At 67.9% G+C, this 18,690-nt stretch carries 22 protein-coding genes; all 22 read right to left on the bottom strand.

The window, feature by feature from the left end; genetic code table 11:
- Window positions 1–2 precede the first annotated feature (2 nt).
- Window positions 3–350, bottom strand: coding sequence for a hypothetical protein (locus ACVOMB_RS02200; RefSeq protein ID WP_003050094.1), 348 nt, complete (start codon window positions 348–350; stop codon window positions 3–5).
- A complete protein-coding gene (locus ACVOMB_RS02195; protein ID WP_003050095.1) occupies window positions 347–1,741 on the bottom strand; it encodes an integrating conjugative element protein in 1,395 nt (464 codons plus the stop codon). Before ACVOMB_RS02195 ends, ACVOMB_RS02200 begins: the two co-directional genes overlap by 4 nt.
- A 10-nt stretch (window positions 1,742–1,751) precedes the next feature.
- Window positions 1,752–2,669, bottom strand: coding sequence for a TIGR03756 family integrating conjugative element protein (locus tag ACVOMB_RS02190; RefSeq protein ID WP_199917180.1), 918 nt, complete (start codon window positions 2,667–2,669; stop codon window positions 1,752–1,754).
- Between the two features lie 26 nt (window positions 2,670–2,695).
- Window positions 2,696–3,142 carry a TIGR03757 family integrating conjugative element protein gene (locus ACVOMB_RS02185; protein WP_013520787.1) on the bottom strand — a complete coding sequence of 149 codons (447 nt, stop codon included), beginning with the start codon at window positions 3,140–3,142 and terminating at the stop codon, window positions 2,696–2,698.
- Window positions 3,143–3,305: 163 nt separating this feature from the next.
- On the bottom strand, window positions 3,306–3,800 hold the full coding sequence (locus tag ACVOMB_RS02180) for a JAB domain-containing protein (RefSeq protein WP_003050103.1): 495 nt from the start codon (window positions 3,798–3,800) through the stop codon (window positions 3,306–3,308).
- 176 nt (window positions 3,801–3,976) lie between these two features.
- Window positions 3,977–4,741, bottom strand: coding sequence for a DsbA family protein (locus ACVOMB_RS02175; protein ID WP_003050104.1), 765 nt, complete (start codon window positions 4,739–4,741; stop codon window positions 3,977–3,979).
- 24 nt (window positions 4,742–4,765) lie between these two features.
- Window positions 4,766–7,648 carry a conjugative transfer ATPase gene (locus tag ACVOMB_RS02170; RefSeq protein ID WP_003050106.1) on the bottom strand — a complete coding sequence of 961 codons (2,883 nt, stop codon included), beginning with the start codon at window positions 7,646–7,648 and terminating at the stop codon, window positions 4,766–4,768.
- Window positions 7,648–8,097 carry a TIGR03751 family conjugal transfer lipoprotein gene (locus ACVOMB_RS02165; RefSeq protein ID WP_003050109.1) on the bottom strand — a complete coding sequence of 150 codons (450 nt, stop codon included), beginning with the start codon at window positions 8,095–8,097 and terminating at the stop codon, window positions 7,648–7,650. The genes ACVOMB_RS02170 and ACVOMB_RS02165 overlap by 1 nt, the downstream gene beginning before the upstream one ends.
- Window positions 8,078–9,496, bottom strand: a complete 1,419-nt coding sequence (locus ACVOMB_RS02160) for a TIGR03752 family integrating conjugative element protein (protein WP_013520786.1) — start codon at window positions 9,494–9,496, stop codon at window positions 8,078–8,080. Before ACVOMB_RS02160 ends, ACVOMB_RS02165 begins: the two co-directional genes overlap by 20 nt.
- A complete protein-coding gene (locus ACVOMB_RS02155) occupies window positions 9,486–10,400 on the bottom strand; it encodes a TIGR03749 family integrating conjugative element protein (protein WP_013520785.1) in 915 nt (304 codons plus the stop codon). The genes ACVOMB_RS02160 and ACVOMB_RS02155 overlap by 11 nt, the downstream gene beginning before the upstream one ends.
- Window positions 10,397–11,089, bottom strand: coding sequence for a PFL_4703 family integrating conjugative element protein (locus tag ACVOMB_RS02150; protein WP_013520784.1), 693 nt, complete (start codon window positions 11,087–11,089; stop codon window positions 10,397–10,399). Before ACVOMB_RS02150 ends, ACVOMB_RS02155 begins: the two co-directional genes overlap by 4 nt.
- Window positions 11,086–11,496 (bottom strand): TIGR03750 family conjugal transfer protein, encoded by a 411-nt coding sequence (locus ACVOMB_RS02145; RefSeq protein WP_013520783.1) that lies wholly within the window; start codon window positions 11,494–11,496, stop codon window positions 11,086–11,088. Before ACVOMB_RS02145 ends, ACVOMB_RS02150 begins: the two co-directional genes overlap by 4 nt.
- An 11-nt stretch (window positions 11,497–11,507) precedes the next feature.
- A complete protein-coding gene (locus tag ACVOMB_RS02140; RefSeq protein WP_013520782.1) occupies window positions 11,508–11,867 on the bottom strand; it encodes a TIGR03745 family integrating conjugative element membrane protein in 360 nt (119 codons plus the stop codon).
- A gap of 16 nt (window positions 11,868–11,883) precedes the next feature.
- Window positions 11,884–12,117: a TIGR03758 family integrating conjugative element protein gene (locus ACVOMB_RS02135; RefSeq protein ID WP_013520781.1), complete on the bottom strand. Its 234-nt coding sequence runs from the start codon at window positions 12,115–12,117 to the stop codon at window positions 11,884–11,886.
- A complete protein-coding gene (locus tag ACVOMB_RS02130) occupies window positions 12,114–12,497 on the bottom strand; it encodes an integrative conjugative element protein, RAQPRD family (RefSeq protein WP_013520780.1) in 384 nt (127 codons plus the stop codon). Before ACVOMB_RS02130 ends, ACVOMB_RS02135 begins: the two co-directional genes overlap by 4 nt.
- Before the next feature lie 98 nt (window positions 12,498–12,595).
- A complete protein-coding gene (locus tag ACVOMB_RS02125) occupies window positions 12,596–13,357 on the bottom strand; it encodes a TIGR03747 family integrating conjugative element membrane protein (protein WP_013520779.1) in 762 nt (253 codons plus the stop codon).
- Entirely contained in the window at window positions 13,354–15,546 is a 2,193-nt protein-coding gene (traD, locus tag ACVOMB_RS02120; protein ID WP_013520778.1) for a type IV conjugative transfer system coupling protein TraD, read from the bottom strand. Before traD ends, ACVOMB_RS02125 begins: the two co-directional genes overlap by 4 nt.
- A 4-nt stretch (window positions 15,547–15,550) precedes the next feature.
- A complete protein-coding gene (locus tag ACVOMB_RS02115; protein WP_013520777.1) occupies window positions 15,551–16,099 on the bottom strand; it encodes an integrating conjugative element protein in 549 nt (182 codons plus the stop codon).
- Entirely contained in the window at window positions 16,096–16,698 is a 603-nt protein-coding gene (locus ACVOMB_RS02110; RefSeq protein WP_013520776.1) for a transglycosylase SLT domain-containing protein, read from the bottom strand. Before ACVOMB_RS02110 ends, ACVOMB_RS02115 begins: the two co-directional genes overlap by 4 nt.
- Window positions 16,680–17,405 (bottom strand): TIGR03759 family integrating conjugative element protein, encoded by a 726-nt coding sequence (locus ACVOMB_RS02105; RefSeq protein ID WP_013520775.1) that lies wholly within the window; start codon window positions 17,403–17,405, stop codon window positions 16,680–16,682. Before ACVOMB_RS02105 ends, ACVOMB_RS02110 begins: the two co-directional genes overlap by 19 nt.
- Before the next feature lie 14 nt (window positions 17,406–17,419).
- On the bottom strand, window positions 17,420–18,064 hold the full coding sequence (locus ACVOMB_RS02100) for a hypothetical protein (RefSeq protein WP_013520774.1): 645 nt from the start codon (window positions 18,062–18,064) through the stop codon (window positions 17,420–17,422).
- On the bottom strand, window positions 18,061–18,660 hold the full coding sequence (gene pilL2 / locus ACVOMB_RS02095) for a PFGI-1 class ICE element type IV pilus protein PilL2 (RefSeq protein ID WP_013520773.1): 600 nt from the start codon (window positions 18,658–18,660) through the stop codon (window positions 18,061–18,063). The genes ACVOMB_RS02100 and pilL2 overlap by 4 nt, the downstream gene beginning before the upstream one ends.
- Between the last annotated feature and the right edge of the window lie 30 nt (window positions 18,661–18,690).

The following is an 18,690-nucleotide window of genomic DNA, read 5'->3' as shown; positions in this document are numbered from 1 at the left end:
CTTCAGCTCTGCATCAGCAGGCTGGCTTCCAGCGCCACGATGGCGACGACGCCGGCGATCTCGCTGCGCACCAGGCGTCGCCGCGCTTGCGCGTCTTCCTCGCGGGCCAGCAGCCGGCGGCGCATCCAGACCCAGCCATAGACCGTCGCGCCGTACAGGCACAGCCGCCACACCAGGAAGTAGCCCGCGCTGGCAGCCAGCCACCGCTCCCAGCCGGCAACGCTGCCGACGAGGTAGATGCCGACGAGATTGGCGCCCACGGCCGCGGCGATGATGACCACCGCCAGGAGCAGCGCCTTTGCCGCGCGCCGGCTGAAAAGCCAGCGCGGGCGCAGCCAGGCCGCGTTCATGGCGTGCCTCCCGGGTTGCCCCGCTGCAACCGATCGAGGCGGTCGGGCACCGGGTCGCCTTCGTAGATGCCGCGCGAGCCGGCCGCGCGCGTCCCGTGGCGCTGGATGATGGCCATGGGCGAGTTGTTCGCCAGTTCGCGCCGCAGTTCAAGTTCGGTCTTGAGGTTGCGGATCTCCTGATCGAGCGTGTCGCTCTCGTGGTTCACGGCCTCGACCGCCAACTGGTTGGCCGCCACGTTGGGTTCCTTCTTGCCGGTCAGCAGGGTCCGCTGGAGCAGCAATGCCTTCTCCAGCACGGACGACAACGCGACCTCGGACGCGAGACGTCGCGCCAGCAGGTCTTGGTCTGGCTCGTCGCGCAGCGCCTCGATGACGCCGCGTGTAATGGGCAGCGAGGTGCTGCCGGCTGCATGCAGGTTCTCGAACGTCGTGTTGCGCGTCCCAGAGACCAGTTCCTGCAAGGCCTCCAGCTTGGTCTCGTACTCCTCCTGGATCAGCGGCGTCAGCCCGACGCCAGGCACGGTCTCGGTCTTGGTGCAGGAATCACACGTGCGCTGTACCTGTTCCCCGAGAACCCGCGTCGCCCATTCGGTCGCCTGCTGCGGCGACGTCCAGGTCTGGCAGGACAGGCTCGCGCAACTGGCGGGCGCGATGGAGGACGTGTCAGTCACGCTGCGCCCGTTGACCAGGTTGTAGCCCGCCCGCGTCACGTCACCGACCACCCGGATGGCCGACTGGCCCGCGCCGCCGGCATTGCTGCCGCCCACCCAGGGCACGCCGTCGTTGCCGCGGCGCGTCTCGGCCTGCTCGATCGCCGATACGGCATCCGTGCTCGACACCGCATCGCGCAGCGCCATGCCTTCCGCCATCTGGCTCCATCCGAGCTGGCCGCCCGCCGTCTCGGCCATCTTCTCGGCCATCGCGCGACACGTCAGCTTGGAGCGGTCGAAATCCAGCCTCGCCTGCAGCACACCATTGGTCAGCAGGTTGTACAGCCCCGGATCGGCACGCTGGATGATCAGCGCCGGCAGCGATGCCACGGCACTGGTCGCGCTCTGGATCACGTTGCTCATGATCTGCTGGAACCCATTCGTGATCCCATTGAGCTGATTGCGCAGCGTGGTCTGGATGCTCATGTCGCCGCAGATGAGGTTGCTGTTCCAACCCAGGCCGACCCCGATCGAACGCATGCCAGCGGCGCGGCCCATGGACACCGCACTGCCACCGCCGATCGAGTACATGACCTCATCGCCGATGACGGGGCCGCTGGTCTGGAAGCCGGCCTGCGCCCACGCGAGGCCACAGACCAGGGCGAGCGCGCCGGCTAGCGCCGTGGGGCGCAGCGGGCGGCGAACCTTGGCGGATGGGTTCATCAGTTCAGGACGCTTCATCGCCGTACCCTCAATAGAAATCGACGCTGCCGAGGAACACCTGGCCCCGGCGTTCGCAGCACGCATAGGGCCGCCACAACGCCCAGGCGTAGTCGCCTTGTTGGGCCTGTGTCAGGAAGCCGTTGCGCGGGAAGACCGTGCAGGACGAGGACAGGACGGGCGTGAGTTCCTGCCACTTGCCGGTCGAGGCATCGCCCTCCATCAGCGCGCCGGCCGGCCAGTAGCCATCGCGGGAGTTGGCGAGCAGCGGCTGATAGACGTGGATCTGCCCGCGGCGCGTGACCACATCGCCGGCCCGTTGGGCCACCACGGCACCGGCCTTGTGGTCGTCCGTCTGGTGCAGGAAGCCGCCGCGCGGATAGACGTTGCCCCAGAGGTTCAGGGTCGAGCGCGCGCCGACCTCGCGCATGCCCGGGATCAATGCCTCCGGGTACACCATCTCCGGTACGTTGTAGCGCCAGGCCGGCGTGTCCAGCGTACTGAGCAGGTACGGCATGAAGGCCGTGCCTGCGCCCTCGCAGAAATAGCCCGAGGACGAGACGAACTGGTTGAACACCTCGACGCCGGGGTGGCCGATGACGTCCGCGTTCTTGAACTTCGCGAGATTGTTTTCGTGATCTTCATTGGTGGTGCCGTCCCCGCCGGCCTGGGCCGAAGGGTTGGGCGTGCTCATGGCGCGCACTTCGACCCAGGGGTTCTCGCCGGTGTTCGAGTAGGACGAAACCACCGCATCGGGGATGTAGTGCCTGACCTTGACGGACGTGCGCACCGTGCAGCCGGTCCAGGTGCAGTAGAGCCAGTAGCAGATACCCACCACCCGGTACTCCAGGCAATCGGGCGAAGCCACTGAACCCACGATGGTCGCCGTGTTCAGGGCGTAGCTGCCCGTGGCGCTGAGCAGCAGCACGGAGGTGACGGCAGCCCGCATGCGGCGCAGAAGGTCGAATGAGCGGATCACGGTTCGGCCCTCCGGTGCTGTTCGATGCGCGCGATGGCGCGGGCCACGTCAGGCTCGCCATAGACCACGTAGCGCTGATCCACCACGACAGCCGGAATGGTGGTGATGCCCAGGCTCCATGCGTCGGCAACGCCCTGGTATGCGGTGGCGATGCGACGCTGGAGGTCAGCGCCCCCCTGGCTCAGCCGGCGCTTCACGATGGCTGTTGCCTGTCCGGGATCGGCGGGCAGCGCCGCAGAAAGCTCCGCTTCGATCCGGGGCGCTTCATCCAGCTCGATCAGCTGCTCGCCACCCATGGTCCTGACCGGGTGACGGCTGTCGGTGATGATCACCACATCGGCGGCGAAGCTGGCCGGGCTGAACACGGCCAGGGAAGCCGGCAGCGCAACGGCCAGGCCAAGGGTTCGCCAGCCCGATGCGAACCTGGATGAAGATGCTGGCATGTCGAGCGCCCCCAAGAGTTGTCAAGGGCCATAGTCAAACGCCGAACGCCATGCGGCCCCAACAAACAATGCGCATCGCGGACTGCCCGCATACCTGCTTGTCTTGCGCCAATGAAAAGCGGAGGCCGAAGCCTCCGCGTGGATCAAGGAGCCGGTGCCATTGCTACAGCAGGCCGGATTCCGCAAAGGAGAACGGGGCACCCTGGCCGACGATGATGTGGTCCAGTACCCGCACATCGATGAGCGCCAGCGCGGCTTGCAGTTGCTGGGTCAGCATGCGATCCGCGCTGGACGGCTCGGAGACGCCCGAAGGATGCTGGTGGGCGAAGACCACCGCGGCGGCATTCAACTCCAGCACACGCTGCACGACGACACGCGGATAGACCGAAGTCGCGTTGATCGTGCCCCTGAACAGCGGCTCGTAGGCCAGCACCTGGTGCAGGCTGTCCAGGAACACAGCGGCGAATATCTCATTGGGCTCAGCGACCAGTTTCAGACGCAGGTAGTCCCGTACAGCGGCCGGTTGGCTGAGGCACGGTCCAGCTTTGAAGACCCGTCTCTCCAGCAGCACGATGGCTTGCTGGATGATCCAGTCCTCGTGTTGGGCAGCGATGGCGGAAAGCGACTCCAGGCAGGAGTCATTGACGGCGAAAGACATGGCGAACCTCCAGACGGTGAGATCGGAGGGCACTCGCCCTGGGAGGGCAAGCCCTCCTGGGGAACGAACAAGGTGCATCCATCACCGCGGCAGCGGTGATCGTTCGCGGCCAGGATGCGAGGCGAACGGGGTTGTGGTCAGCGCAGCGGACTGCGCCGTAGCCTTGAAGACCGGGGCTACCTGGGCATGTCGCCGACGACGTCGGCAGGCATTTCCGATGTGGGTGTGGCGGCGGGATCGCCGGCCGCGAGCATGTCCATGGCCGACAGCAAGGCATCGCCCTCGATCGGGCCCTGCAGCAGGATCGCCTTGCCGGTTTCGCGATCGTGCAGCCGCAGCGACGGCGTGGCGGTCACGCCGCTGTTCGTGGCTTCCGCAGTTTGGGTACGAATCGCCGCGTCGGGCCGCTCGCTCGCAATGCACTGTTCGATGGCTGGCGTCAGGGCGGGGTGGCGCAGGTCTTCGGGCAAGCCCTGGCCGTCGCTGTGTGTGTGGACATAGACCCACTCGACAGCCTGCCAGAAGGCGGGATGGCCGCCGGCTTCGCCCGCGCATTCCACCAAGCGCGCTTCGGCGGACGCGGCCGGCTCATGCGCGGCCAACGGCAGGTGGTGCCATTGCAAGGCCACGTCCGCATTGCCGGCTACCCAACGCTTGAGGACAGGGAAATAGGACCGGCAGAACGGGCATTCGAGGTCCGCGTAGAGCGTCAGCGTGAAACGACCTGCCGGGTTGCCCATCTGCCAAGGAGGCCCGGCCACCTGCGTCTCGCTGACAGGCGCCGAGGTTTGGGGCGTGGACTCGCCTGGCGAACGGGACACGAGCCAGATCAGCAGCAGCGCAACCAGCACTGCGCCTAACGCCCATGGCCAGCGGGCCCGCCAGCGCCGACGGCGGAACGCCTGGACCTGCATCGGAATGGATGAGCGTTTCTGTTCCATGGCGTTCTCCGGTGCACGGCAGATTCAGGGCAGGGCCAGGGCCGGCGACTCGATGCCGCGTGCCCGGTCGATCTTCTCGGCCACCTTGAAGGCGGCATCCAACTCGCTGACGCCGTGCTGCTGCATGAGCTGGTAGCGCTCGGCCTTCTCTTCGGGTTCGGTCTGCGCGAGCGCGAGATACAGGCTCGGCGGCACGGCGCGGAAGAGCACCTCCATGCTCTTGGAGAGGATGACGCCCTCGGTGAACTTGCCCGCTTCCTTGCGTGCCGAAAGCATCAGCGCCTTCTGCGCCGGCGAGAGTTCGCGGAATCGTGCGATCTTCTCCACCTCGTCCGGCGGCATCGACAGGCAGATCCACCACTCGATCATGTTGAGCATGGGCTCTGCGGCGCGCGGCAGATCGTCGATGTTTTGCGTCGCCAGCCAGAACCAGGCGCCCAACTTGCGCCACATTTTTGTAATTTTCACGACATACGGCGCGAGCAGCGGGTTCTTCGTGATGATGTGGCCTTCGTCGGTCACGTTGATGATCGGGCGGCCGAGATACTGGTCACGCTCCGCGATGTTGTTCACCGTGCTGATGAGGCTGATGTACGCGATCGAGAGCTGCGCGTTGTAGCCCTCACGGGCATAGGTCGCGAGATCCACCAGCGTGATGTCGGCCTCGGGCCACGGCGTGCCGTCGCGGTCGAACATCTCGCCGTCCGTGCCTTGGCAGAACATGTCCATCGCGTCCGCCATCTCCAGCAGCCGCACGCGCCGCATCTCGGGCAACGTCGGGTCCTGGCCGCGGGTGCGCAGCGCATTGCGCACGTCGCGCGTGAGCACCGTGCGCTTCTCGGCCACGCAGTGCTCGGCGGCGTCGAGGATGCACTGGCGGATCAGCGAGCGGTCGGCGCGCGTCATCCTGGCTTCCTCCTTGTCCTCGCCGCCAGTGATCATCAGCCGCGCCGTGATCTCCAGTTCGCCCAGCACGTCGCGCTGTTCGTCCGCCTCCATGGCTGAGGCATCGGGTGGCAGGTCTTCGTCCAGCGCATCGGCATCGAGCGTTTGCACATCGCTGGGCGTTTCGATCAGCCGGCGCGCGTCGGCGAACGGCGCTAGGCTGATGCCCGATCCGGGGGCCAGCTTGACCCGATTCACGGTCAGGCCCAGGCGCCTGGCGAAGTCGCTGAACAAGCCGAAGCTATTGCCGGCTTCCACGATGAAGAGGCGCGGCCGATAAATGGCCGTGACCTGGTTCAGCAGATTGTTGAGCGTGGCCGATTTGCCGGAACCCGTCGGGCCGAACAGGAACAGGTGGGCGTTCATCTGCCGGTCCAGGCGATTGAGCGGATCGAAGGTGATCGGCCCGCCGCCGCGGTTGAACATCGTGATGCCTGGATGCCCCGTACCCTGGGCACGGCCCCACACCGGCGACAGGTTTGCCGCGTGCTGGGCGAACATCAGTTGCGTGTACCACCGGCGCCGATCCTTGCCGGGGTTGTAGCAGCACGGCAGCCAGCGCAGGTAGCTGTTGAGCGGCGCCACCTCATCATCCTCTCGCACCGGCTGCAAACCAGCGTTGAGCATCACGTTCGCCAGGTCCAGGCCGCGCCGATCCAGTTCCGCCTCGTCGCGCCCGCGCAGGTAGAACGCCAGCGTGCCCCGGTAGAGCTTGTGCGCGCTGCCGATCAGCGAGCGGGCTTCATGCACGTCCTTGAGCGTCTGCTCCGACGCCAGCGTCTCGCCCACGGCCTTCTTCGCCAGGTGGTTCAGATCCGATTCCAGGACATCCTGGGGCGTGGCAACCATCGTGAGACAAAGCAAGGTGTCTTCCGGCATCTGGTCGAACAGCGTGTTGATCGCATCGCCCTTGCGGGTCTCGCCGGTTAGATGTCCCGTGCCGGGCGGCATGCGCAGCCGGTCGGTGATCAGCACACGGTGCGGCATGCCGTCGAAGTACCAGGTGCCGTGCTCCACGTCGGAGCGTGGCTGGCCGAAGAACAGCCGCTGGCTGAAATCCCGCCCGCTCGCCAGTTCGATCTCGCCGGCCTCAGTCTCGTCCGGGTAGCGCGCCAGTGCGTAGAAGCGCTCCCGGTCCTCTGTACTGGGCCCGAGCATCGCGGGGCGCGGATTGAGCCACCGCAGCAGCCAGTCGTGGACGTCGGCTGCGACCATGCGCCGTGCCTGGATGCCGGCGTTCGCCAGCCCGCCACACAGGCGGTCGCAGACGATGTTCAGCATCTGCTCGGGCGTCTGGCCGCGGCGGCTTGCCTGCCCGGTGGCACGTCGATAGACCACCATGCGCACGCGCCGCGTCTGCCCGCGCCAGCGCAGCCGCGTGACCACCGTGTCCTCGAACAGGCCGCCGGGCTTGGCCACCGCACGCAGATGGTGGCCGAAGAAGCGCAGGTAGAACTCGGTGAACGCTGTCCCGCGGGCACGTGGCTGCACGTAGTCACGCAGGGTCTGCATGTACTGGTCGAAACTCGGCTCGTCCTGGGCATAGAGCTGGAGCACCCAGGGGTTCTCGTCCAGCTCATCGAAGCTGTCCTGCAGCGCGTTCTCCAAGGCGTCGCGGGCGTGGGCAAGCCAGCCCGGTTCCCGGCCCTCGGTCCCCAGCGGCACCAGCTCGAAGAAGGCCGCCACCGATTGGCCGTCCTCCAGCAACATGGACCTTGACTCGGGCAAGAACTCGACCCAGGGCAGCAGTTCCACGAAGGACGGTGCGACCTCGTACAGCGCCTGCTCGTCGGCCTCCGTCGCCGGTTTGCGGCCCCGGACTGCCGAGCCGGGTTCGGGGATGCCGGCTTGGCGCAAGGCCTCAATGTGGCGCTGCCAGCCGTCCGGCTGCTCGTCATCACCAGCGCCGGATGCGGCCAGCTTCAGCGCGGCCGGCTTAGGCCAGGGAAGTTTCCAGCGCATCAGTAGTCCTCCACGCGCTCACCCGGCATCGCGTACTGAATGCGCTGGTACAGCGGGAAGACGGTCGTGTAGCCGGGCACCGGCACGGGATCGGTGCCGGCCAGGTGCGGGTACACGTACATCACGAGATCGGGATTGGGCAGGCGCTGGAACTGGCGATGGACCTCGTTGCGCGCGGTGCGCGTGTAGCGCATCTGCTCGGCAGGTGCGGCCTGCATATCGGCGTCGGTCAGCGGCCGACGCAGGCTCTGGCGCGCATCGAGCAGTTGGCCGCCGGCGTTCCGTCCGGCTGCGCCACCGCCGTCCCCGGCCTCCTGCTGCCAGATGTCCATCATCGTGCGGTCACCGTGGGTCAGCAGCTTTTCCTTGCTGGTGGCGCAGCCGGCGAGCGCCGCGACGGCGAGGACCAGCGCCAGGCCACGGGCCAAGCTATTCAAGTTCGAGAGCATGGCTTTCTCCTGTGCGGTGATCGACCTTGCGGCCTTCGGGATCGAAGTCGATGGCGAGCGGCTTTTCGAGGTGGACGGCGACCTTCGCGCCGGGCTGGACATAGACGGCGGCGAACGCTTGGCCGTAGAGCTTGTTGACCCAGGCCGACATGTCCCGCACGCCGCCCGCCAGAATCTGGCCGACCGCCTCCTGGCCGCTGATGCCCACGGTGCCGATGGAGCCGTCCGAGCCGACATAGGACATGCGGCCGCTGTCGCTCTCGATGAGCGAGGCCACGCCGGCACCGGCCGCGGTGATCAGGGCCTGCGAGCCGAGGTACTGCTGGGCGTTGCTGCGCCGCTCGCCGCTGACGCAAGGAATGCCGTGGGGATCGCTGATCCAGCCCAAGCCATCGCGCTGCTGGTTGTTCTGCTGGTTTCCTTCGCGGTCTTCGGGGATCGTGCGAATCGTGCCGTCGTTGAAGACGAACGTGATGCTGCGCACCTGGCCGCGCACGCAAGAAAGCGTCCAGTCGCCCGAGGCGGTGCCGCTGAACACGGCGCCGGCCACATCGGGAATGTCGATGCCGTTCGCCGTGAGGTTGTCCGGCCCCACCAGCACCTTGAAGGGGTACGGGTCGTTGACGGTGCCGTCGATCGGCACACGCCCGATCAGCGCTGTCATCGCCACCGAGCCCATGAGCGTGGAGTTCGTGGGGACGGTATAGACGGGCTTTGCGGTCTTGACGCCCGCGGCGCGTGCCCCGGCGTTCGCCACGGTTTCCGCCGTGGTTTGCAACGTGCTCTGCTCGGGGCCGAAGCTCGTCGGGAAGCTCATGCCGCCAGCCGTGCCGCGCCCCCTGTTGCGTCCCTCGGCAGGCTTCGCGTCATCCGGTTCAACCCAGCGCATGCCGCCTTCCATCCCGGCCTCGTCGCCCCCCTGCAGCCCCAGGCCCACGGGCAGATCGGCATGGCTGCCACCGCGCCCACCAATGCTGTCCAGGCGCCGCTGTAGGTCGGCGAGTAGCCCTTCGGTCTGCTGGCGCGTGCTGGCCGCCTGCTCCTGGTCGCGCCGCAGGTTGGAGCGCTCGGACTCCAGCGCAGAGTTGATGCGCTGGTCGATCGAGTTCTCGCGCTGACGCAGGCGCTGGTTCTCTTCGCGCTGGGACTTGTTGTCCGAGAGCGCCGTCTGAAGCTCGGTGCGCAACTGCTTCACTTGGGCGACGAGCGTGGCCACGGTGTCGCGCGGGGTATCGCCTTCGATGCCCAACGCCTTCATTTCTTCTGGCGTGAGCTGGGCGCCGGCATCGCTAGCGGGCGGCGCCGACGTGCTTCCACCCGAGAACAGGCGGATGCCGACGAACAGCACCAGGATGGCGACGGGGATCATCAGCCACTTCAGGAGTCCGTTACTGCGCATGATCGGCCTCCTTGCGTTCGGTGGCTTCGGCTTCTGGCTGCGGCAGATGCACGGCTGGGTCGAAGCGGTGAATGGCCGGCAGCAGCGACTGCGCCAAGCCGTGCCCGCGCGTCACCAGGTACAGGACGGTCGTGTCCTCGGGCACGCCGTGCGGCCCGAGCGCCTCATGCTGGAAGGTCGCCGTCAGGAAATCGCCCTGCAGCACACGCGGATCAAGCGTGACCCAGCCGGCGCTGGTATTGGTCAGGCGCACGGCCGTCACCCATTGGTCTTCCAGACGCCACGACGCGAGCGCGAGTGCGCGCACGGGCAATGTCGGCATCAGCGTGCCGAGGTCCATGTCGCGGCGCAGGTTGATGCGCATGACGCCCGGCAGTGGCTCCACGGTGCGCAGCGGCGCGTAAAGGCTCTGCGCGGCGAAGCGGGTCAGCACCACGGGGATGGGGGTTTCGCGCCGCGCCGGCCGCGCACCCGACTGGTCCTGGGCGCGCGCCGGGGCCTCGGCACCGTTGGACTGATCGCCATAGCGAGCCGGAGTGCTGCTGTCCTCGACGATGCGCACCGGCTCCAGTTCGGCTTCGCCGTCCTTGGGCGCCTCGGCCGCAATGTCCAGCAGGATCAGCGCGCCGGTGTCGGCGTCCTGCAATTGCAGCCGCGTGGGCTCGATTGGCTCGCTGGCGCGCAGGTACACCGCGCCGCCTGCGCTCTGTACGCGCAGGCGTTCGCCCACGCCCGCAGGCACTCCGACGCGGACGTTGCGGTCGATGAACACGATCCGCTCCTGGCCGACCTTCAGCGGCACCGCCAACGGCATGCGTTCCCAGCGCAGGATCTCCACCGCCTGAGCGGCGGGGAACGCAGCCACGGCCAGCAGCCCCAGCAGCATGAGTACAGGGTGCTTCATGGGGTATTTCCTCCTTGAGGCGCGTGCGGAGACAGACCGCCGGATGCCGGGCGCGTCGGTTCCGGGGTGCTGATGCGCTGGGGCGTGCCGTCGTAGCAGTCGAGCGCCAGGCCGAAGGGGTTGCGTGCGGGGTCGATGTCCACCTTGGTGACTTTCACCGGGTAGCGCACCAGGGCGCGCTTTACCTGCTCCGCGCCGTAGTACTCGTCCGCCGTGATGTCCAGCGTCACCACCCAGTCGCGATCGGAGACCGTGCGCACGCGCGCCGTAGGGTCGTCGCCGTAGCCGCGGCCGGGGATTTCGTAGATGCCGCGCACGCGCTGGCGCAGCTCGCCCGTGCTGCGGCGGTAGTCGTAGTCCGCGCGCAGGAAGGCCTGGCAGGACGGCGTGAGGTACGGCGAGAGCGTGTGGAGGTTGCGGGCATAGTCCTCCTCGCCATTCGTGGGCCAACGGTTGAGGGTCTGGAACACGTAGAACGTGAACGCATAGACCGATTCGGGCGGCACCTCCCACCATTTCCGGGTGCTGCCGGAGCGCAGGTCGGGCGGGACATGGATGGTCAGATCGCGTGGCGCGCTCCACCAGCCGCCGCCCATCACGAGGGCGACGATGACCAGCGCGCCGGCACCCAGGCGAAGCGTCTTGATGTGCGCCTGCAGGTGAGCGATCTCGTTCTTGAAGCGGCTCATCGCGCACCCCTTGAAGCAGACCTGCGGGTGGTCCAGAAGCCGGAGCGCGAGATCAGCACATGGCCGCCCACCCAGCCCGCCATCAGCGGATGGCGCGTGGCGATGCGCCATTGCAGTTGCCGGTACAGCCAGGTGTCGGGGCGCCCGCGCTTCAGGCGCCGCAGGATGCCGCCGCCGATGAACACGCCCAGCGCCACGCCCAGCACAACGAACGTCGGCGCCAGCGCGATCGTGCGGAACATCCAGGACAACGGCGCGCCGACCAGCAGGCCGGCGGCGCCGGACAAGCCGCAGCAGATCCACAGCTCGTCGGCGGTGAGGCCGCGCACGACAACGGGGTGGCGGTTGAGCCGATGCGGAAGGAACGTCACGGTCCCGTCCGCACGGACGTGCTGCTGCTCGGACATACCGACCTCACTTACAGGATGCCGGTGGCTTCGGTGAGCAGCCAGATGCCGATCACGAGCAGCACGGCGCCGATGGCGACCGTGAGGCCGAACTGGCCCCACGTCTTGCGGCCGGTGTGGATCTCCGCGTAGGTGCCGTAGGCGTGGTAGCAGACGCCGATAAACATCGACGCCACCACCAGCAGGGCCACAAGCATGATGATGTCGTAGCCGTAGTTGCGGATCGTCTCCATGATGCCGTTGCCGGTGCCGCGCGTCGGGTTCTCCAACTGCGGCAGACCTTGCGCGAACGACAGCGCCGGCAGCGCGGTGGCGCCCAGGGCCACGGCGGCCCGCTGGGCGAGACGGGAAGTGAGGATGCGGTTTGGCATGGTCAGGCCTTTCAGGTCAGGAGAGGAGGAAGAAGGTCAGGACGAGGTACATCGCGACGAAGCGGATGCAGACACCGAGGAACTGGCGCTGGTTGAGGCGGCTCTCGGACCACCCCACGTAGGCCGTTCGGATGGCCCAGACGCCCCACACGAGCAGGACCGCGAACACGACGCCGACCAGGACGGTCGCCATCGCGGAAGGCGCGATGCCGCTGTTGGCTTGAAATGCCGAGACCTGTGCGCCGTTCATGGCTTGCCCTCCGCAGTCGTCGCCGGCAGCGGCTCGGACGCCCGCTCGGTGCGGTAGTCGCCGGCCAGTTCGGAGGGGTCGCGCGGCTGGGCGCGCGACGGTGTGAGATGGGCTCGGATGCCAGCGCGCACGCGCGCCAGGTCAGCCAACAGCCTCGGGTAGTCGAAGTGGTAGCGCTCGCCCGGCGTGATGGGGGTATGCGCGGCGCTGTCCGCGACGGTGCGCTCCAGCGCGTCGAGCTGGCGCAGCGCGGCGATCAGTTCCTGGCGCTGCGCCGGGGACTCGGCCAACGCCATCGGGGACTGCCCCAGCACGAGGGCCGTCACGAGAAAATTGGGCACGCCGCGATGCGCGGCGCGCAGCCAGATCGAAGCCACCATCGCGCCATTCCTGTGTGATCAGCAATGGGTTGATCGTGGAGATCAGGGCTGTTTTAGGCCGCAAACAATAGGAACCTGCGGATGACCGGATTGATGGCTTAGAGGTACTTTTTGAAGCTGCCCGCGGTCAGGCTCACCGCGAGTCCCAGCAAGGCCGCGCTGGGCAGCAGAATCACCAGCGGATGCACCGAAATCGGCAGCGCGAGGTAGGTGACCCACGGCAGCACGGCTAGCGGCATCAACGAGGCTTTCGCACGGTGGTAGATGAAGCCCGATTCGCGGCCCGCGCCGAACCGGCGCACGTCGCGCCGCACCAGCCCGTCGATCAAGCCGACGAAGGCCGCGGTAAGGATCAGCGGTAGCGTGAGCACCAGGACCAGCAGGCGCACCAGGAACGTGAGCGTCGTGAAGGCTGCGGCGATCAGGTAGCTCTCGGCCCAGACATAGACCTGGCTGATGTAGTAGCGGAAGTTGCGCACGCCGTCCTGGCTCTTGCCCTGGCTGGGCGCACGGGCGCGCTCTGCGGTCTGGCTCGTGCGCTCCAGCAAGCCTGAGCGCACGAACACCCATTCGTAGCCGGTATCCACCAGTTGGTGTGCTGTACGCCCTGGCTCCTGCACGACCACGCTGCGCGTGAAGTGGTTCGACAGGTGCCCCAGCTCGTACTGCAGCATCTGCTGGGAATGCCGCCAGCCTTGATCCTTCCAGAACAAGTGCATGCCGACGCACTCCACCACGATCGAGAACAGCAGCGAGCCGATCAGCACCCCGAGCAGCCGGAACGGCAAGGTGATGGTGCCGACGATCAGGCCCTGGCGCTGGTTCTGCTCCCGTTGCGCGGTTGAGGCGGCATCCTTCATGGCGATGCCTCGTTGCCTGCGCTGTCCTCGGCGCCGGTGACCACCGCGCCAGGCTCGGCCGGAGCGGCGTCATCCAGCAGATCGTCGGGCAAGGACGCATCCTGCAAGGCCGGGGAACTGGTGAACTCCCACCACTGCGTGGCCTCGCTGTAGCTCCGGCGCATGTACCCCGCGAGTTGCTGCAAGTCCGCCGGCATCACTTCGTCCGGGTCCGGCGCCGGCAGCGGCATGCGCACCTTCCAAAGCTGGCCGCCCTGCAGCAGCGCGAAGCATTGGCCTTTGGGCAGGCCGACGACATGCGACGGCTCGATCATCGGTACGCTGGTGCTGCTGATCCGGTCCTGCGTGTTCGACGTGAAATCCGTCGCCCCACGGATGTCCGAGCTGTCGGTGGCGCCCGAGACGATGGTGGTCGTATAGACCTCGACCTTCGGCAACTGCCGGGTCAGCAGTTCGGCCGTGGCGGTCTCCCTGACCCTGAGCATGAACAGGTTGTTGAAATTTCCGATCACCTGGCCGGCCTTGGCCCGGTTGCCGATGCGGGCCTCGATGTCCGAGAGGGTCTGCGTGTACGCGGTAACCTGTAGCCCGGCACCACCGCCCTTGTTGATCAGCGGCACGAATTCGTCACCCATGAGTTCATTGAATTCGTCCGCATGGACATTGATCGGCACGCGCGCGCCGGCCGATGCACCCGGCAGGCCGTCGTCGATCCCGTGCTTGTAGATGTGGCCGGCGACCGACACGAGATCGCTGAACATCGAGTTGCCGACTGCGGCGGCGACCTCGGCGTCGGAGAGCGCATCCAGGCCCACATAGACGATGGCGCGCTTTCGGATGACCTGCATCCAATCGAAGATCGGACGTGGGTCGGCCAGGTCGGAGTAGTTCGGTGCCAGAAGCTGGGCGATCTTGCCGCTCGTGAGCTTCTCCAGCAGCGGCAGCAGCGATGCGACGATCTTGTCGAAATAGGTCTTGTCGTAGCGGACGGCACTGCGCAAGCCGTCGAGCACCGGGTCGTAGTTGCGCGCCTGGGAGAGGTACTGCTCCAGCGCCACGACGCGCTTCTCGCGCCCGATCATGTTCCTGGGGATGTTCTTCTCGTTGAGCTTGGCCTCGATCTGGACGATCACCTCCCAGGCCTTGGGCTCCGTCTTGGCGAAATAGTGCTGGGCGTACTCGATGAACAGCGCGTCGATGTTGATGACGTGGCGCTGGATCAGCATGTAGTCCGGGCGCTGCCCCAGTTCCACCAAGGCGCGCGCGATGATGTTGACGAACCGCCACGCGAACTCCCTGAAAGCGGCACTGTTGCCTTCGCCGGAGAGCTGCCCCGCGATGCGCGTCGCCACTTCCGAGATCCGGCCGAAGCGGCCCACGGCGTTGTAGCGGGCGCTGATTTCCGGCCAGCCCAGGTGGAAGATGTAGAACTCGCCTTCGCGGCCCGCGCGCTGGGCCTCGACGTACATCCGCTTCAAGAGATCGGCATCCCCCTTGGGGTCGATGACGATCACGACCTCGTGCTCGCCCGCGGCGTTCTTGCGGCGGATGTCCTGGGTGACGAACAACTCGGCGAGCCGCGTCTTGCCCACGCGCGTGGTGCCCAGCACCAGCGAATGCCCGACGCGCTCGCCCAGCGGCAGGCTGACATCCACCTCGTCGGGTTCGATGCCATGCAGCCGCGGCAGGCCGCCGACCGGCGGCAGCGGGCGCACCGGATTCATGGGCACGTCCCAGCCCGTGAGCGCGGGCAGCCGGGACAGCGGGAACGGCGCGAACTCCAGCCGTTCCTCCAGGCGCCTCGCCAGCCGGTAGGCCGGCGTCGGCTCCACGTACCGGCGAAACTCCGGCCGGTACGTCTGCATCAGCCTATGGGTGTGCTTCTGCTCCCAGAGGAACCCGCGCCCCACGAACAGCCGCTGCTGGCTGACCGGCACGTCCTTGCTCGTCATCACGTACCGCGGCAGGCGGCGGATGTTGCGCCGGTAGCGCAGGATGACGCGGGCATCGCGATAGCGGATTGCGCCGTAGGCGCCGAACGCCAGCGCGCTGCCGACGCCCATCGCTGGGCTCAGCGCGAGCGACCATGGGGCCACCAGGCACAGAAACGCGGCGCCTGCACACGCCGCGACGGTGTATAGCTCCACCGCTGGACGTAGCAGAACCTCGACCGGCTGTTTCCCCGACATGGCTTCATTGCTCGATGCCGGTGGCCGTGATCAGCGCCGGGTAGTGCCGCAGGCCCAGGCGATCGGCCAGGTCGTCTCCGGCCACGGGCGCGAGGGGCACGCCCGGCGCCAGGGTACGCAGCCGTGCCAGGCCCTGCACGGTCTCGACGTTGACCACCAGGCCGACCGCGCCGCGTTCGCGCAAAGCCGCGCCGCGCCGCTGCAACCAGGCCCGGGAAGCCTCGTCGTCGCCGATGACCGCGAACGGCCGCAGGCCGGGCGCTTCGATCACGCGCCGCGCGACGGTGCCGGGCGTGAGCTTGGTGCTGCGCACCGGCAGCATCGCGGCTTCGTCCGCTGGCGTGGCGGGAACCCGGGGCGTCGGGATGGGTGGCCGGGCCGGCGCGTTGGCGCGCGGCTGGAGGTTCAGGGCCTCGTAGTACGGCAGCGCCGACGTGCCGCCATGGTCCTCGACCACGATCAGCGGCTCGCCGGCACGCGAGGCCAGCGGCAGGCCTGCCAGCAGCACGAGCAGGACCGTGAATGCGAGATGGGCCGGATGGGGTTTCGTCATGGGGAGGTCTCCTGGCGCGCGGCGAGGACCGCGGCGGTTGGGCGTGCGCCCTGCACGCGGGCAAGGTGGCGGGACACGCTGCGCCGATAGCGGGCGGCGGGCTCGCCACCCGCAGGACGGTGGTAGCGGCCGATCGCCAGCAGCCAGTCCTCGCCGGAGGTGTGCTGCTCCTTCAGGATCTCGGCGGCGATGGCGAGGTTGCGGTACGGGTCCAGCAGGTCGCACGCGCTGGTGAAGCGGTGCTTGTGGTAGCCGAGGTTGATCTGGCCCAGGCCCGCGTCGATGCGCGTGTGCGGCGTGGCGCGCATCGCCTGCTGCAGGCCGGCGCAGGCATCGGCCCGCGTGGCGAAGCGGCGGGACTGGCCGGCGACGTTGAGGGACCACGGCCATGGGACGATGCGCCCGTTGCGCCGGAGGCCGCTCTCCTGCAAGGCCACGGCGTAGAGCACCGTCGAGGGGATGCCTGCGCGCTGGGCGGCAAGCTGGTAGGCCGGTGGCGGAACCTCCTGGGCATGGCCCGTGCAGGTGTACAGGCCAGCGGCGAGCACCAGTGCGCGCAAGAACTGCGATACGCGGGCGGCTACGGCTGGCGCTGCCATTGGCCGTTCACCTCGCGCACGGCGGCGGGCAAGTCACCGGACAGGCCGAGCGCCAACCAACGGCCACTGTCGTGGTTGAGCGTGATGCTGCCGGCCCGCACGCGCGCCGGGTCGATCTGCGCGCGCTTGGCCCAGTCCCGAATGCGCGCGTCGTCCTGGCGGCTGCCCACCATGTACAGGTCGAACTCCGCGCCCGAGGATTGCAGGCGCTGCACGAGCTGCCCGCAGGCGGCGCAGCCGTCCTTGACGAACACCGCCATGCGGCCGCTGCCGCGCGTGGCGACAGCGCCCGGCTTGTCATCAGGCAGGTTCACGCGCTGCATGCCCGGATTCAGACGCTGCCAGGCTTCGTCGTAGGCGCGCTGGTAGGCGAGCAGCTTCTCGACGCGGCGCGCTTCGACCTGCACCTGCAGTTCTGCGTAGCGCCGCCGCTCTTCGTCGGTGCGTGCCTCGATGCCCAGGGCGGAAAGCGGGTCCAGGTTGGGCGAGTAGATACCCAGCGGCCCGTCCATCAGCTCGCGGTAGCGTTCCCATTCCTGCCGTTGCAGACCCCATTCGCTGGCCGTCCGGTCGTCCAGCACGCGGGCGGCCAGCGGGCGCTCCTGGCTCTGTGCATTGCGCGCGGGTGCCGTGGCGGGTTGCTGCGCCCAGGCGGGCCACTGCACCGACGCCAGCACGAGTACGGAAAGGAGGATCGACGGCTTCATGGGGTGTGCTCCGGTCAGGGGATCGCCACGCGGCGCGTCTGGTCGCCGGCCTGGAACACCGCGGTGTTGCCCTCGACCGCCTGCAAACGCCATGGGCCGACCGCATCACCGGGCAGCAGCACCTGAAGCTGGTCGGGTGTGAGGTCCCCGGCTGTCGGCGCGACCGACACGCTGCGCTGGCCGGCGCGCAGTTCGGCGCCGACGACGCGGAACGGCAGTGGCGGCGGTTCGGCCTTGGAGGCGGCGGGCTTGCTTGGTGCGCGTGCTTGGACGGGCGCTGCGGCACGCGCGGCGGTCTGGCGTGTCTTGATCTGCTCGATCTCCGCGCGCAGTGCCTGAAGATCGTCGGCGGCGGCATAGCCGTTCAGCGACTTCTCCACCTGGGCGGCGCGCGCTTCCAGGATTTGGCGGGTATCTTTGAGGTCAGCGGCCGTTGCGACGGCAGGACGCTGCTGGATAGCCTCGATCGTCTCGGCCAGGCCAGTCGCCTGCGCTTCCAGGCGTTGCAGGCGTGAATCCAGCCGGTCCTGGTCGGTTTGGTCGCGCATCGCCAGGTAGCCGAGCGCCACGATGACGCTGAGGCCGATCAGCCAGAGCCAGAGCAGGCTTTGCACCACCACGGCGGCGGTCGGGCGCCGCGAAGGTTGCGGAGCATTCATGGCTGGCCTCCTGGAATGGAAGGCATCAGCGGGAAGGTCTGCACTGCATCGGCGGCGCTCGGCTCGGGCGTGGGTTCGACGGCCACGCGGTCGCCGGGCCGGTCGAAGCAAATCTGTCGGGCGCGGTCATCCGCGTGCAGTTCCCAGGCCGGCCCAGCCAGGGTGAGCAGTGCATCGCGCAAGGTCATGGGACCGAGATGCAGGTGCGCCGCCGGCAGCGGCAGCGCGTACAGTTCGATCACGGCATGCGCGGTCTGGCACAGGCCGTAGCCGCTGCGTTTGAGTACGTGCCGCAGCCCATCCCCGACCGTGGCGCGTGCATCCTCGGGCATGGACACGTCGATGGTCTGCAACAGCAGGTCGCGCTGCGCTGCCATGGGTGCCAGTTCGACCAGTGTGTAGCGGGCGTAGCGCACGACCGGGATGTACTCGGGCGCTTCGGGTTCGGGCGCGGCCGAGACTTCCTCGATGGTGTCGAGCGCGACCGGCGCAGTCGTCGTCGCGCAGCCACCGGCCAGCACCGACCACAGCAGGCCGAGAAATCCCGCCAGCAGGCGGCGTTCGGGATGGTGAAACCAGGGTGGAGAGGGGCACATAGCTCGGCGTCCTGAAACATCGAGCCCTCA

The sequence above is a fragment of the Stenotrophomonas sp. STEN018 genome, from assembly GCF_056760235.1.
Note: the sequence above shows the minus strand (reverse complement) of the source record. Positions and strands in the feature narration are given on the sequence as shown.

Bases quoted from the DNA above. Each gene is read 5' to 3' on its own strand.
- ACVOMB_RS02180 (WP_003050103.1), bottom strand. From the start codon at position 3,800: ATGTCTTTCGCCGTCAATGACTCCTGCCTGGAGTCGCTTTCCGCCATC.
- traD (WP_013520778.1), bottom strand. From the start codon at position 15,546: ATGTCGGGGAAACAGCCGGTCGAGGTTCTGCTACGTCCAGCGGTGGAG.
- pilL2 (WP_013520773.1), bottom strand. From the start codon at position 18,660: ATGTGCCCCTCTCCACCCTGGTTTCACCATCCCGAACGCCGCCTGCTG.
- ACVOMB_RS02145 (WP_013520783.1), bottom strand. From the start codon at position 11,496: ATGTCCGAGCAGCAGCACGTCCGTGCGGACGGGACCGTGACGTTCCTT.
- ACVOMB_RS02150 (WP_013520784.1), bottom strand. From the start codon at position 11,089: ATGAGCCGCTTCAAGAACGAGATCGCTCACCTGCAGGCGCACATCAAG.
- ACVOMB_RS02185 (WP_013520787.1), bottom strand. From the start codon at position 3,142: ATGCCAGCATCTTCATCCAGGTTCGCATCGGGCTGGCGAACCCTTGGC.
- ACVOMB_RS02200 (WP_003050094.1), bottom strand. From the start codon at position 350: ATGAACGCGGCCTGGCTGCGCCCGCGCTGGCTTTTCAGCCGGCGCGCG.
- ACVOMB_RS02190 (WP_199917180.1), bottom strand. From the start codon at position 2,669: ATGCGGGCTGCCGTCACCTCCGTGCTGCTGCTCAGCGCCACGGGCAGC.
- ACVOMB_RS02160 (WP_013520786.1), bottom strand. From the start codon at position 9,496: ATGCGCAGTAACGGACTCCTGAAGTGGCTGATGATCCCCGTCGCCATC.
- ACVOMB_RS02155 (WP_013520785.1), bottom strand. From the start codon at position 10,400: ATGAAGCACCCTGTACTCATGCTGCTGGGGCTGCTGGCCGTGGCTGCG.
- ACVOMB_RS02165 (WP_003050109.1), bottom strand. From the start codon at position 8,097: ATGCTCTCGAACTTGAATAGCTTGGCCCGTGGCCTGGCGCTGGTCCTC.
- ACVOMB_RS02130 (WP_013520780.1), bottom strand. From the start codon at position 12,497: ATGGTGGCTTCGATCTGGCTGCGCGCCGCGCATCGCGGCGTGCCCAAT.
- ACVOMB_RS02195 (WP_003050095.1), bottom strand. From the start codon at position 1,741: ATGAAGCGTCCTGAACTGATGAACCCATCCGCCAAGGTTCGCCGCCCG.
- ACVOMB_RS02115 (WP_013520777.1), bottom strand. From the start codon at position 16,099: ATGACGAAACCCCATCCGGCCCATCTCGCATTCACGGTCCTGCTCGTG.
- ACVOMB_RS02100 (WP_013520774.1), bottom strand. From the start codon at position 18,064: ATGAATGCTCCGCAACCTTCGCGGCGCCCGACCGCCGCCGTGGTGGTG.
- ACVOMB_RS02175 (WP_003050104.1), bottom strand. From the start codon at position 4,741: ATGGAACAGAAACGCTCATCCATTCCGATGCAGGTCCAGGCGTTCCGC.
- ACVOMB_RS02110 (WP_013520776.1), bottom strand. From the start codon at position 16,698: ATGGCAGCGCCAGCCGTAGCCGCCCGCGTATCGCAGTTCTTGCGCGCA.
- ACVOMB_RS02125 (WP_013520779.1), bottom strand. From the start codon at position 13,357: ATGAAGGATGCCGCCTCAACCGCGCAACGGGAGCAGAACCAGCGCCAG.
- ACVOMB_RS02105 (WP_013520775.1), bottom strand. From the start codon at position 17,405: ATGAAGCCGTCGATCCTCCTTTCCGTACTCGTGCTGGCGTCGGTGCAG.
- ACVOMB_RS02170 (WP_003050106.1), bottom strand. From the start codon at position 7,648: ATGCGCTGGAAACTTCCCTGGCCTAAGCCGGCCGCGCTGAAGCTGGCC.
- ACVOMB_RS02135 (WP_013520781.1), bottom strand. From the start codon at position 12,117: ATGAACGGCGCACAGGTCTCGGCATTTCAAGCCAACAGCGGCATCGCG.
- ACVOMB_RS02140 (WP_013520782.1), bottom strand. From the start codon at position 11,867: ATGCCAAACCGCATCCTCACTTCCCGTCTCGCCCAGCGGGCCGCCGTG.